Source organism: Pilosibacter sp. NGB245, from assembly GCF_057397225.1.
In genome coordinates, this window is the sequence record NZ_CM171584.1 from 391,038 (window position 1) to 404,811 (window position 13,774).

A 13,774-nucleotide genomic window follows, 5' to 3' on the forward strand; every position below is an offset into this window, starting at 1 on the left:
CAGCCATACAATTTTCTGCCGGAATCGGCACATAGCTGAACTGTTATGTCAAAATTCCGCACCTAGTATAACACATTAAAAAAGGAAATACAATTGACGGAACTGGCATCTTGAGGTTAAAAACGGTTAAAATTCTGTAAAGAATGTGTAAAGATTTTAGAAGAATGCGTTGAGGGGATGGATAGACATTCCAGTAACGATATCATAAAGCGTTTGACAAAAGAAACGGTTGGGAATTATAATACGGGGCGTAGGAGAAATAGATATTTCTATTAGGAAAGGAAAGCTTCAATGAATTTTATGAACAAGATGGAGCGGAAATTCGGACGGTACGCGATTCCGAATCTCATGTATTATATCGTGATCCTGTATGCGGTGGGCGTACTGGTCCAGATGATGGCACCGGCATTCTACATCCAGTACCTGATGCTGGATGCGAGGGCGATCCTTCACGGACAGATCTGGCGAGTTGTTACATTTATGATCTGGCCGCCGTCTGGCAGTCTTTTCTTCAACCTGATAGCGATCTACCTTTACTACAATCTGGGAATGACTCTGGAGCGGGTTTGGGGAACCTTCCGGTTTAATGTGTACTTTTTTATGGGTGTGATCGGTCATGTCCTTGCGGCGCTGCTGATCTACATCATTACAGGGCAGGTCTATATTCTCACCACAGATTATCTGAACTTTTCCCTGTTTTTTGCATTTGCGGCCACATTCCCGGAAATGCAGTTTTACCTGTTTTTTGTACTTCCGATCAAGGCGAAGTATCTGGCACTTTTTGATGGACTTTACTTCGTCTATGGATTCCTTTTCGGCGGCATGTCGCAGAGAATTGCGATCGTTATGTCTTTACTTAATTTTATCGTATACCTCTTCATGTCCAGGGGGAGCCGTCTGAATCCAAAGGAAATTCGGAGAAAACAGGTCTTTCACTCACAGATGCGCGAGGCGCAGAAGACAGCGGAAAAGATCGGACGCCACCGCTGTGCTGTTTGCGGACGTACGGAGGAGGATGACCCGAATCTTGTATTCCGCTACTGCTCCAAGTGCGAAGGCGACTATGAATACTGTCAGGACCACCTGTATACCCACAAACATGTAACAAAAGGCGGGATGGATCCAAGACAGGCAAACAGCAATCAGGAGGCATAACATGAAGAAAACAAAAATTATCTGTACCATGGGACCGAACAGCGATGACAGAGAGGTCATGAAACAGCTGCTCTTAAACGGAATGGATGTTGCCCGTTTCAACTTCTCCCACGGAACACACGATGAGCAGAGAGCCCGCTACAAACAGCTCCGCGAGGTTGCGGAAGAGGTTGGAAAACCGGTAGCAGCTCTTCTTGATACAAAGGGACCGGAGATCCGTACCGGTGTTTTAAAGGACGGAAAGAAGGTAACACTGACAGCAGGCGAGGAGATCATCCTTACAACAGAGGATATCGTCGGTGACGCAAAGAGAGTCCACATCAATTACAATGGCTTAAATGAGGACGTAACAGAGGGCAACGTGATCCTGATCGATGACGGCCTGATCGAGCTCCATGTTGAGCGTGTCGAGGGAACCGAGATCTACTGCAGGATCATGAACGGCGGCGAGCTTGGAGAGAGAAAGGGCGTAAACGTCCCGAACGTAAAGATCAAGCTTCCGGCATTAACAGATAAAGATAAGGAAGATATCCGTTTCGGTATCGAGCTTGGGTTCGACTATATCGCGGCTTCCTTCATCCGTTCCGCAGACGCGATCCGTGAGATCCGCCAGATGTTAGATGAGGGCGGTTCCTCAATGGGAATCATCGCGAAGATCGAGAACGCTGAGGGACTTGAGAACCTTGACGAGATCATCGAGGCCAGCGACGGAATCATGGTAGCCCGCGGAGATCTGGGCGTTGAGATCGCACCGGAGAAGCTTCCGCACCTTCAGAAAATGATGATCAAAAAGTGCAGCGCCGCATGTAAGGTCGTTATCACAGCGACCCAGATGCTGGATTCCATGATCCGTAACCCGAGACCGACCCGTGCGGAGGTTTCTGACGTTGCGAACGCTGTATATGACGGAACAGACGTCGTTATGTTATCCGGTGAGACTGCAAATGGTAAATATCCGGTCGAGGCATTAAAGATGATGGCCCATATCGTTGAGGAGACCGAGTCCCATATGAGTGGTGATTTCTACGAGAAGAGAACCGTATCCGATGATAATCGCCACAATATTTCCAATGCGGTGAGCTATGCGTCCGTCGCAACGGCACAGTCCCTTGATGCAGCGGTTATCATTGCACCGAGCATCAGCGGCTACACGGCGAGAATGCTTTCCAAGTGGCATCCGTCAACAAAACTTGTGGGAATGTCCCCGAGTATCTCTGCAGTCCGAAAGATGATGCTCTACTGGGGTGTAACTCCGTTCCAGGCAAAGAGAGCGGAATCCACTGACACTTTAATTGAGAACAGTATTGACATTTTAAAAGAGAATGGTATTGTAAAAACAGGCGATATCGCGGTCGTGACTGCGGGAGTTGTGGATTATGCGAGAAGACATGAGCCAGCGGCTTCCACCAATATCATGCGTGTAGTAAATATCGACTAAAAGAAAGAGTCCGGCCTGCCGGGCTTTGCACCGGGCGCGGCTGTCTGTAGTGCATGGTGTATACAGCACAGGATCGAGCGTCTCAGGGTGCGGAATATATTGACTGATAAGGAGAGAACGTACATGGAGAAGAAACCGTTTGTAACGAAGGAACAGCTGGAAGAGATCGCAAAGACCTATCCGACTCCTTTCTATCTTTATGATGAAAAGGGAATCCGTGAGAATGCGATGAAATTAAAGGAAGCATTTTCCTGGAATAAAGGCTTCAGAGAGTATTTTGCAGTAAAGGCAACCCCGAACCCGTTCATCTTAAAAACATTGCAGGAGCTTGGATGCGGAACGGACTGTTCCTCAAAGACAGAGCTTCTGATGTCCGATGCATGCGGTTTTTCTGGTCATGACATCATGTTCTCTTCCAACGATACCCCGCCGGAAGAGTTCAAACTGGCTTACGACCTCGGTGCGATCATCAACCTGGATGATTTCACACATATCGAGTGTCTGGAGAAGACGATCGGAACGATCCCGGAGACGATCTGCTGCCGTTTCAATCCGGGCGGATTATTCAAGGTAACAACTGATATCATGGATAATCCGGGTGATGCGAAGTACGGCATGACGGAGGCCCAGATCACGGAGGCTTACAAGATCTTAAAGGCAAAGGGCGCGAAAAACTTCGGTATCCATGCGTTCCTTGCAAGCAACACTGTGACGAACGAGTATTATCCGCTTCTCGCGAAGGTTCTTTTTGAGCTTGCCGTGAAGTTAAAGAAAGAGACCGGCGCTGACATCAAGTTCATCAACCTCTCCGGCGGAATCGGAATCCCGTACAGACCGGACCAGGAGCCGAACGATATCAAGGTTATCGGTGAGGGCGTAAGAAAAGTTTACGAGGAAGTTCTCGTTCCGGCAGGAATGGGCGATGTTGCGCTCTTCACTGAGCTTGGACGTTTCATGCTGGCTCCGTACGGTGCGCTTGTCACAAGAGCGATCCATGAGAAGCACACTTACAAAGAGTATATCGGTGTGGATGCCTGCGCGGTAAACCTGATGCGTCCGGCAATGTACGGCGCTTACCACCACATCACTGTGATGGGCAAGGAGAACGAGCCGTGTGATCACAAGTACGATGTGACAGGCTCCCTCTGCGAGAACAACGATAAATTTGCGATCGACCGCATGCTCCCGAAGATTGATATGGGTGACCTTTTATTCATCCACGATGCGGGTGCACATGGATTCGCGATGGGTTACAACTACAACGGAAAGTTAAAGAGCGCAGAGCTTCTCCTCAAGGAGGACGGCAGCGTTCAGATGATCCGCCGTGCAGAGACTCCGAAGGATTACTTTGCTACATTTGATTTCTGCGATATTCTTAAGAATGTCAGAAACGTGTAAGGGAAAAAAGAAAAGCCTGATCATATGAGATGGTGTGCGGCCGGATCCATGCCGGCGGGCAGGATCTGAAAAATGACAGGCGGTCAGTTAAAAGAAAAAAGAGGCGGTATGGTTCCTGGTGAACGGTACCGTCTCTTGTTGTTTACGCGAAATTGGGACCGGTTTCAGGTGACCGCATGGGCAATAGAGAATCATGCTTTGTCTTGTGGGTGTCAGGTCTGCCAGAACAAAAAGACATGAAAAAACCCTGTACATCTCGTACAGGGATTCATCATTTAGGATTTCAATTTCAAAAAGGTTTAGGATAAAGGATTTAAAATATCTCGTGCATTTCTTATGGTTAAAGTATAGCACACCGGGCCGGAAAATGATTGTATATTCTTTGAATGAATTATTAAGATTTCTTTAAGATTTGACCGTAATTCTGAAGAATGTGGAAAACAAAGAAAAGACAGGGAGTGCTGTCAGAAGATATGCACAGACCGGAAAGTTCCGGTGATGGATTCGGACTGATCGGAAAGCGGCAGGGCGCACAAAACAGGCAGACAGAATATTTTATAAGTAAGAGAGAATGCATGGAGGAATCCTGCATGTGAATCATATCAAAGATCAGATCCATTGTGAGCGCGCATATCGGATGGGGCTTTCCGGGAAGGGGATCGGCGTGGCCGTTCTGGATACCGGGATCTTTCTTCACCGGGATTTTGACAGCCGGGTGACCGGTTTCGCGGATATGGTGAACCGGCGGAATTTTGCGTATGATGACTGCGGGCATGGGACGCATATCTGCGGGATCATCGGCGGCAGCGGGCGAATGTCCGGCGGGCGGTACAGCGGGATCGCACCGGGGTGTAATCTTATCATGGTGAAAGTCCTGGACCGAAAAGGAAATGGCTATTCTTCGGATGTTCTGGCGGGGATCTCCTGGGTTCTGGAGAGAAAGGAACAGCTTGGCATCCGGATCTTAAATATATCGGTGGGCGCCTGCTCGAAACGCGGGATGAGTGAGAATTCCGCCCTCGTGAAAGGCGTGAACCGGGCATGGGACGCCGGGCTTGTGGTCGTGGTGGCGGCCGGAAACAATGGGCCGCGGACCATGAGCATCACGACGCCGGGGATCAGCCGGAAGGTGATCACGGTCGGCTGTTCGGACGATGACCGGGAGGTACTGGTCGGTGGAAACCGGATGGTGGATTATTCCGGCCGCGGCCCCACGGCGGCCTGCATCTGCAAACCGGATCTCGTTGCACCGGGCTGCAGCGTTGTGAGCTGCTCCAGCAGAGCCGACAAGTATACGATCAAGAGCGGCACTTCCATGAGCACACCGATCGTCTCCGGAGCTGTCGCTCTTTTATTGGAACGCTTTCCGGACATGTCAAATAAGGATGTGAAACTGAGACTGCGGGAAAGTTCGGTGGATATCGGATTGCCGAGAAACCAGCAGGGATGGGGACTGTTGGATGTGGGGAAAATGCTTGAGAGATAAAGATAGCAAACGAAAACATATTGAAATGTTGTTGCGAGTATGTTATATTGTTTATAAAGAGGTGTCACCGATAGACGGGTGATCCTAGACATTAAGTAAAAAAATAACCGTTCGATTTGCTAGGTCGGGGCGGTTATTTTTTTGCATTTACAGTATCTTTTCCAAGCGTATACCCCAGTCCGAAACAAGCAAGACCGAAGCTCACGACCGCAATGAAATCAATAATGCTCATGGCATCCCCTCCTTTCCATAAGATTCCTTTACAGGTTCTATGTAATTCGGGGACCAACCGCCTACCGTTATGGTGACACCATGAGAAAATTCTACCATAATCTACAGATTCTATCAATCGACTCCAGTATAAAAACATCTCATTTTTTAAACACAATTTTACACAGATTTTACATAATCCCTGTCAAGCATTTTACATTTCCTTGATATTCTGATACATGGTAAGAAAGAAATGTAAAAAGTTAATGAATGATCAAAATTTTGAAGAGGGGAATTTTATGGACTTTTTTGGAGTATTGACGATGCTTGGCGGGCTCGCGCTGTTCCTTTACGGAATGGAGACCATGGGAAATGGTCTCGAAAAGCTTTCCGGCGGCAGACTGGAAAGAATTCTTGAAAAACTGACATCAAATCCGATCAAGGCGGTCCTTTTAGGTGCCGGAGTCACAGCGGTGATCCAGTCATCTTCCGCGACTACCGTCATGGTCGTAGGTTTTGTAAACTCGGGTATCATGAAGCTGACGCAGGCGGTCGGCATCATCATGGGCGCCAACATCGGAACGACTGCTACTTCCTGGCTCCTGAGCCTTACAGGAATTGAGAGCGGAAACTTTTTTGTACGTCTTTTAAAACCGACATCGTTCTCACCGGCCCTTGCACTCATCGGTGTCTGCCTTATCATGTTCTCCAAAAAGGAGAAGAAGAAAGATGCTGGAACGATCATGATCGGCTTCGCGATCCTGATGACCGGAATGGAGACCATGAGCGGTGCTGTAAAACCGCTTGCGAATGTACCGGAATTCACAGGGATCCTGACCATGTTCTCAAATCCGGTCCTTGGAATGATCGCCGGAGCTGTCCTCACTGCGATCATCCAGAGCTCTTCCGCATCGGTCGGAATTCTTCAGGCGTTATGTGCAACGGGAGCAGTCAACTTCGGCACGGCTCTTCCGATCATCATGGGACAGAATATCGGAACATGTGTGACTGCAATGCTTTCCGGTATCGGCGCCTCCAAAAATGCGAGACGTGCAGCGCTTGTTCACCTGTACTTTAATATTATTGGCACCGTGATCTTTATGATCGTCTTTTACACGATCAATGCGGTCGTTCATTTTTCGTTCCTCGATACAGCGGCAAATGCGATGGGGATCGCAGTGATCCACAGCAGCTTCAACATTGCGGCGACAATCCTGCTCCTTCCGTTTGGCAACGGACTTGTAAAACTGGCATGTCTCACGATCCCGGATGAGCAGAAGAAGGAAGTTCCTGTCGCAGAGCAGGAAAAGAGTGCGTTCCGTCTTCTCGACCCGCGTTTCCTCGACACTCCTGGTTTCGCAGTAGAGCAGTGCCGTCAGACAACGATCCAGATGGCAAAGCTGGCGAAGGAATGCTTCTTTACATCAGTAGAACTTTTAAAGGAATTTTCAGAAGAAAAGGCAGAGCGCGTGGAGGCGCTGGAGAACCTTGTAGACCGTTATGAGGATGAACTCGGAACCTATATGGTAAAGCTCGGCGGAAAAAATCTGTCCAGAAACGACAGCCATACGGTATCCCTGCTCCTTCACTGCATCGGTGATTTTGAGCGTATTTCCGATCATGGCATGAATTTAAAGGATTCCGCGAAGGAGATGCAAGAGAAAGAGATGCATTTTTCAAGCAAGGCAGACAAAGAGCTGGAAATCTTTTTAGATGCCGTCAAGGAGATCCTGGACATGTCCATTGATGCGTTCGAGACGAATAATACGGATGAGGCGTCAAAGGTGGAGCCGTTAGAGGAAGTCATCGACGATATCAATACCGTGGTGAAGGCAAATCACATCAAGAGACTCCAGAAGGGAAAATGTACGATCGAGCAGGGCTTTGTCCTCTCTGACATTTCTATGAATCTGGAGCGTGTTTCCGATCACTGTTCCAATATCGCGATCAGCGTGATCGAGATCGAGCGCGATGGTTTTGATGCCCACGGATATCTGGAAAATTTAAAGAGAGACGGAGATCCGCAGTTTGCGGCGATGGTGGAACAGTATCGTGATAAATACGCGCTTCCAGTCTAGGAAAATGTGTAGTAAGATAGTAGGAGAAAAGGGCGGTATGCCGTGGGAACGCATAGCTGCCCGGCACTATGGATCGTGAAATAAAAATCATGATCTGAATCAGGCCGATGACGGAAAATGACAGAAATTAAGACAGGAGGAGAAGAACATGGCTCTGATCTATGCAGTGGAAGATGATAAAAATATTCTGGAAATTGAGATGTTCGCACTGAAAAACAGCGGATATCAGGTAGAGGGCTTTGAGTGCGCTCATGATTTTTATAAAAAGCTGGAAGAGAAGCAGCCGGATCTTGTCCTCCTGGACATCATGCTGCCGGATGAGGACGGACTGGAGATCGTAGCGAAGCTCCGCCGCCGCCCGGAGACGAAGAAACTTCCGGTGATCATGGTGACGGCAAAGAGCACCGAGATCGACAAGGTGAAGGGACTCGATGTCGGCGCGGATGATTATCTGACAAAGCCGTTCGGTGTGATGGAGCTTATCGCGAGAGTGAAGGCGGTGCTCAGAAGAACGATGGAGGAGGACAAGTTCCTGACCCTGGGGGATATCTTCCTGGATGATGAGAAGCACATGGTGTATGTGAAGGATGCCCCATGCAGCCTGACCTTCAAGGAATATGAACTCTTAAAGCTGCTGCTCCACAATGCCGGGATCGTTGTGACGCGTGAGATCATCCTGGAGCGTGTCTGGGGCATCGATTTTGAAGGAGAGTCGAGAACTCTGGATATGCATATCCGGACGCTCAGACAGAAACTCGGCGAGGCGGGTTCCATGATCCGTACAGTGAGAAATGTGGGGTACATGATCGAATGAAAAGAAAAATCCATATAGAACTTCTTGCCACGGCAGTGTTTTCAATCTTGTTGACACTGCTGTGTGTTTTATTCGTTTTTTACGGGGTCTATCAGAAACAGGTGATCGGGGATCTGAAGGCGGATGCACTTGTCATGAAAAATATGCATATCTTTGACAGTATCTCGGATCTGCACCCGGATGCCTATGATCTGAATCCCGATACGCTGCGCATCACGGTGATCAACGCCAGCGGAAATGTGATCTTTGACAGCAATGCGGACTTTACCGCGATGGAGAACCATGAGGACCGTCCGGAGATCCATATGGCGCTGGAAAACGGGGAAGGAAGCGATACCCGCCGCTCGACCACACTGGATAAAAACATGTTCTATTACGCGATCCGTCTGGACAATGGCCGGATCCTGCGGATCGCAAGGGAAGGCGACAATATTTTTGCTCTGACCCAGAACATGATGCTGACAGTTGTCGGCGTGTTTGTGCTCCTGTTCTTCTTCTGTATCCTGATGTCCAATTACTTTACGAAGAATCTGGTGGCACCGATCGAGAAGATGGCGGAGAATCTCTCGGAACCCGGGACGCAGGCTGCCTACAAGGAGCTGGTCCCGTTTATGAACAAGATCCGGCAGCAGCATGAGGATATCTTAAAAAGTTCCCAGGTGCGCCAGGAATTCACGGCAAATGTTTCTCACGAGTTAAAGACGCCGCTCACGGCAATCTCCGGATACGCGGAGCTCATCGAACATGGGATGGCCGGGGACAACGCAGAGCGGTTCGCCGCGGAGATCCACAAGAATGCATCGAGACTACTCTCACTGATCAACGATATCATCCAGCTTTCCCAGCTCGATGGCGGGAAAAAGGATGTGGAGTATAAAGATCTGGATCTGTTCCCGCTTGCAAAGGAATGCGTGGACATGCTCCAGATGAACGCGAAGAAGCAGAATGTGACGATCAGCGTCCGCGGCGGGGCTGCCCCTGTCTTTGCGGACCGGCAGCTTATGGAGGAACTGATCTACAACCTGTGCGACAATGCGATCCGTTATAACAAGAAGGACGGATCGGTGACGGTGACGACGGGAACGGAGAACGGACATACCTTCCTCTCTGTAAAGGATACCGGGATCGGGATCTCGCCGGAGCATCAGGAGCGGATTTTTGAGCGTTTCTACCGTGTTGATAAGAGCCGCTCGAAGGCGACCGGCGGTACGGGACTTGGCCTTGCGATCGTCAAACATATCGTGGCACAGCACGGTGCGAAGCTTTCCCTGGAGAGCGAGGCAGGAAAAGGAACGGAGATCCGGGTGGATTTTTCGGAGACTTTGAAGCAGCAGGAGCTTGAGAAAGAAAGGCAGCAGGAAGAACAGAAGGAAAATACGGAAGAGTGAGAACTTGATCAGTTGCCGTGCGCGTGCAGTGAGTGTCCGCGTACGGCAACTTTTTATGATTTACGCGAACAACGAGCCAAAGTCCGCGCTTGCGCGAGAACCTGGCGACTGCCGCGATAACAAGGGGAAACTCGAGAAACGTGTTTTCACTTGTTCCCGGACGATGTCTGTGATCAGTGTGCAGGCCGGGTGAGAGTGATTGGAATCCCGTTCTCCGGCTGAAGGAAACGCAGCTGATCCGGGATCGTGCAGCTGAGAGATGTTGAATCCGGGCTGCACAGGAGATGAGGAGGCGAAGCGAAATCCACATTCGTCAGATTGCAGGAAATCACTTTTGATTTCTGCCATCATTGCATCACTTTTTACAAAAATTACAAAATTCATTAGTTTAGCTTAAAAATACGTTGATGTATAGAAGAAATTGTGATAGGATGTTATGCATAAGTGCAGTCCAGACGGACAAACGTCCGCATGGACACTCTGGAGAGTCTCCGAATGGAGCGCCGAAGGTGTAAGACCGGTTCATGTCCATGGTACCGGTTGATCTCTCAGGCAAAAGGACAGGGCATACAAATAACCACAATGGGGAAAATCCCCGTTGTATGCAAATGTTCTACTCTTTGGAGAGCTGATATCTTATCAGCTCTTATTTTTTGCGCGTGAGCCCGGGGAATTGATTGCAGGGGCCGCGGCTATGATCATGAAAGAGGAGGATAACAAAAATGGACACACTGATGCAGCTTGTAACAAAAGGAAATGATTTTCTGTGGAGCTTTCTCCTGATCATTCTCCTATGCGGAACAGGGCTTTACTACACGATCCGCTTAAGATTCATCCAGGTCAGAAAGTTCGTGGAAGGCGTCCGCCAGGTATTCGGACATTTCAGCATGAACGGCGAAAAGCACGAGAAAGGTGAGATGACCCCGTTCCAGTCCATCGCCACGGCGATCGCTGCCCAGGTAGGAACCGGAAACCTCGCAGGAGCGGCGACAGCCCTCATCGGAGGCGGACCTGGTGCGATCTTCTGGATGTGGGTCAGCGCATTCCTCGGAATGGCGACGATCTATGCGGAGGCAGTTCTGGCACAGACATATAAGACAGAGGTAAACGGCGAGGTGACAGGAGGCCCTGTCTACTACATCAAGGCGGCGTTCAAGGGCACATTTGGAAAAGTGCTCTCCACTCTGTTCGCGGTATTTATTATTCTTGCTCTGGGCTTTATGGGAAACATGGTTCAGTCCAATTCCGTCGGGGCAGCGTTTGTGGAAGCATTTCAGGTATTCCATGTGGAACTTTCGCCGGTGATCGTCGGCATTGTTGTCGCAGTGATCGCAGCGGTGATCTTCCTTGGAGGAACAAAGAGTCTGGCAACGGTAGTTGAGAAGATCGTTCCGATCATGGCCGGTGTTTATATCGTCGGCAGCCTGATTCTGATCTGCATGAACATCACGGCTCTTCCGGCAGCGTTCCTTTCCATTATTGAGGGGGCGTTTGCACCGGAAGCAGTTCTCGGCGCAGGCGCGGGAATCACAGTGCGCGAGGCGATCCGCTATGGTGTTGCCCGCGGCCTTTTCTCCAACGAGGCCGGTATGGGTTCCACACCGCACGCACATGCGAGAGCAAAAGCGGAATCCCCGCATCATCAGGGACTCTGCGCGATGGTCAGCGTCTTCATCGACACATTTATCGTCCTGAACCTGACTGTATTTTCCGTTCTCACGACAGGCGTTATGAGCAGCGGAAAGGACGGCACAGCGCTCACACAGGCGGCATTCATGAAAGGATTCGGCAGCGCCGGCATCATCTTCGTCGCGGTGTGCCTGTTCTTCTTCGCATTTTCCACGATCTTAAGCTGGCATTTCTTCGGACTTGTCAACGTGAAGTACCTGTTCGGTGAGAAAGCGTCAAAGCTTTACTCCATGATTGTTGTTGTCTGCATCGTGATCGGTTCCTGCCTGAAGCTGGAGCTTGTATGGTCTTTAGCAGACTTCTTCAACGGTCTGATGGTCATCCCGAACGTCCTTGCACTGCTGGCACTCAGCGGGCTCGTGGTGAGAGCATCGAAGGAGCGGTAGACGCAGAAGTCTTTTAAAATGAAATATTGACAGCCGGAAAGGCTGAGCGTAAGGCGGCAGACTGTGTATTGTGGGCATGGGCTGCCGTCTTTTTGATTTACGCGAACAAAGAGCCAAAGTCCGCGCTTGCGCGAGGCCTTGGCATTGTCGCGATAACAAGTGGTACATGTAAAAAAATCTCCCCGGAATTTGTGAAGGATGCCGATTGACAGCCGGATGGAAATCCGATATAGTACCCATATCTGAAATCTTTCCGGAGTTTATCCGGATCACCGATCTGATATAGTGAGCACGAAAAAATATGTGCTGCAGATCGTCACACCGGCGGGTCGCCGAAAGAATCGTGGAAAGCCAAATGAATAAAACGAAAGGAGACGGGAGGGAAGTATACTGCTTCGCAATGCGAAGAAACAACAAGAAATGGTTGACTTTTTACAGGGATTATATTATGATTAACGAGTACAGAACACTTGTTCGCGTCTAATGACTGATCGGGCGGCATCTGCGTTGATCCTGCAGATTTTACGGGAGACCGCCTGGATTCTGATCGATTTTGTTATCCGGAAAATAAAAAGTGCAGTTCCGGATTTTGGAGGAAAAATATGAATAAAGATGATAAATTAAAAGCCCTTGATGCGGCTCTCACACAGATCGAAAAAGCTTACGGAAAAGGTTCCGTTATGAAACTCGGAGATTCCGGCGCAAATATGAATATCGAGACGGTTCCGACCGGTTCTCTGAGCCTTGATATCGCTCTCGGCCTCGGCGGAGTCCCGAAGGGACGTGTTGTAGAGATCTACGGGCCGGAGTCCAGTGGTAAGACGACGGTCGCTCTCCATATGGTAGCGGAAGTACAGAAACGCGGCGGTATCGCTGGATTTATCGACGCGGAGCACGCACTTGATCCGGTATACGCGAAAAATATCGGCGTTGATATCGATAACCTCTATATCTCCCAGCCGGATAACGGCGAGCAGGCGCTGGAGATCACGGAAACAATGGTGCGCTCCGGTGCCGTCGATATCGTGATCGTGGACTCCGTAGCGGCGCTTGTTCCGAAAGCAGAGATCGACGGCGATATGGGTGACTCCCACGTCGGCTTACAGGCCCGTTTAATGTCCCAGGCGTTAAGAAAACTGACCGCGATCATCAGCAAGACAAACTGTATCGTGATCTTTATCAACCAGCTCCGTGAGAAGGTTGGCGTCATGTTCGGAAATCCGGAGACAACGACCGGCGGACGTGCGTTAAAGTTCTATTCCTCCGTCCGTCTCGATGTGAGAAGAACCGAGTCCTTAAAGCAGAGCGGAGAGGTGATCGGAAACCATGTCCGTGTAAAGGTCGTAAAGAACAAGATCGCGCCGCCATTTAAAGAAGCCGAGTTTGACATTATGTTCGGAAAAGGAATCTCCCGTGAGGGTGATGTCCTTGATCTCGCTGCCGATGCGAATATTGTTGAGAAGAGCGGTTCCTGGTATGCATACAAGGGCGCAAAGATCGGTCAGGGACGTGAAAACGCAAAGAATTATCTGCTGCAGAATCCGCTGATCTGTGAGGAGATCGAAAACCAGGTGAGAGAGCTCCACGGACTGGAAGCACAGCACGTTGTCCCGGGTGAGATGGCTGCAGAGACAGCTCCGGAGGAGACACTGGCGGCGGAGACAGAGGCAGACGAGTAAAAAGCAGGAACAGCGTTACCTTTCACGGAACGTCAGAAACAGCATTCCTGCAG

At 49.7% G+C, this 13,774-nt stretch carries 9 protein-coding genes and 1 riboswitch; all 9 genes read left to right on the top strand.

Annotated elements, in window-relative coordinates; translation table 11 throughout:
* The first annotated feature begins 291 nt into the window (after nucleotides 1-291).
* Entirely contained in the window at nucleotides 292-1,155 is an 864-nt protein-coding gene (locus ACXMYH_RS01705; RefSeq protein ID WP_015552362.1) for a rhomboid family protein, read from the top strand.
* A gap of 1 nt (nucleotide 1,156) precedes the next feature.
* Nucleotides 1,157-2,593 (top strand): pyruvate kinase, encoded by a 1,437-nt coding sequence (gene pyk / locus ACXMYH_RS01710; RefSeq protein WP_118530262.1) that lies wholly within the window; start codon nucleotides 1,157-1,159, stop codon nucleotides 2,591-2,593.
* A 123-nt stretch (nucleotides 2,594-2,716) separates the two neighbouring features.
* Nucleotides 2,717-3,991, top strand: coding sequence for a diaminopimelate decarboxylase (locus tag ACXMYH_RS01715; protein WP_118530260.1), 1,275 nt, complete (start codon nucleotides 2,717-2,719; stop codon nucleotides 3,989-3,991).
* Between the two features lie 592 nt (nucleotides 3,992-4,583).
* On the top strand, nucleotides 4,584-5,477 hold the full coding sequence (locus ACXMYH_RS01720; protein ID WP_118298300.1) for a S8 family peptidase: 894 nt from the start codon (nucleotides 4,584-4,586) through the stop codon (nucleotides 5,475-5,477).
* 509 nt (nucleotides 5,478-5,986) lie between these two features.
* The gene (locus tag ACXMYH_RS01725) at nucleotides 5,987-7,765 is read left to right on the top strand and encodes a Na/Pi cotransporter family protein (RefSeq protein WP_118530258.1); all 1,779 of its coding nucleotides are present in this window, start codon (nucleotides 5,987-5,989) and stop codon (nucleotides 7,763-7,765) included.
* Between the two features lie 148 nt (nucleotides 7,766-7,913).
* Nucleotides 7,914-8,579, top strand: a complete 666-nt coding sequence (locus ACXMYH_RS01730) for a response regulator transcription factor (RefSeq protein WP_405579083.1) — start codon at nucleotides 7,914-7,916, stop codon at nucleotides 8,577-8,579.
* Nucleotides 8,576-9,967: an ATP-binding protein gene (locus ACXMYH_RS01735; protein ID WP_215702169.1), complete on the top strand. Its 1,392-nt coding sequence runs from the start codon at nucleotides 8,576-8,578 to the stop codon at nucleotides 9,965-9,967. The genes ACXMYH_RS01730 and ACXMYH_RS01735 overlap by 4 nt, the downstream gene beginning before the upstream one ends.
* 470 nt (nucleotides 9,968-10,437) lie before the next feature.
* A riboswitch (glycine riboswitch) is annotated at nucleotides 10,438-10,541 on the top strand.
* Between the two features lie 148 nt (nucleotides 10,542-10,689).
* Nucleotides 10,690-12,042, top strand: coding sequence for an alanine/glycine:cation symporter family protein (locus ACXMYH_RS01740; RefSeq protein WP_486555402.1), 1,353 nt, complete (start codon nucleotides 10,690-10,692; stop codon nucleotides 12,040-12,042).
* A gap of 602 nt (nucleotides 12,043-12,644) precedes the next feature.
* On the top strand, nucleotides 12,645-13,721 hold the full coding sequence (gene recA, locus ACXMYH_RS01745) for a recombinase RecA (RefSeq protein WP_118530250.1): 1,077 nt from the start codon (nucleotides 12,645-12,647) through the stop codon (nucleotides 13,719-13,721).
* Nucleotides 13,722-13,774: the final 53 nt, after the last annotated feature.

Coding starts and splice junctions, on each gene's coding strand:
- ACXMYH_RS01705 (WP_015552362.1), top strand. CDS start 292: ATGAATTTTATGAACAAGATGGAGCGGAAATTCGGACGGTACGCGATT.
- pyk (WP_118530262.1), top strand. CDS start 1,157: ATGAAGAAAACAAAAATTATCTGTACCATGGGACCGAACAGCGATGAC.
- ACXMYH_RS01715 (WP_118530260.1), top strand. CDS start 2,717: ATGGAGAAGAAACCGTTTGTAACGAAGGAACAGCTGGAAGAGATCGCA.
- ACXMYH_RS01725 (WP_118530258.1), top strand. CDS start 5,987: ATGGACTTTTTTGGAGTATTGACGATGCTTGGCGGGCTCGCGCTGTTC.
- ACXMYH_RS01730 (WP_405579083.1), top strand. CDS start 7,914: ATGGCTCTGATCTATGCAGTGGAAGATGATAAAAATATTCTGGAAATT.
- ACXMYH_RS01735 (WP_215702169.1), top strand. CDS start 8,576: ATGAAAAGAAAAATCCATATAGAACTTCTTGCCACGGCAGTGTTTTCA.
- ACXMYH_RS01740 (WP_486555402.1), top strand. CDS start 10,690: ATGGACACACTGATGCAGCTTGTAACAAAAGGAAATGATTTTCTGTGG.
- recA (WP_118530250.1), top strand. CDS start 12,645: ATGAATAAAGATGATAAATTAAAAGCCCTTGATGCGGCTCTCACACAG.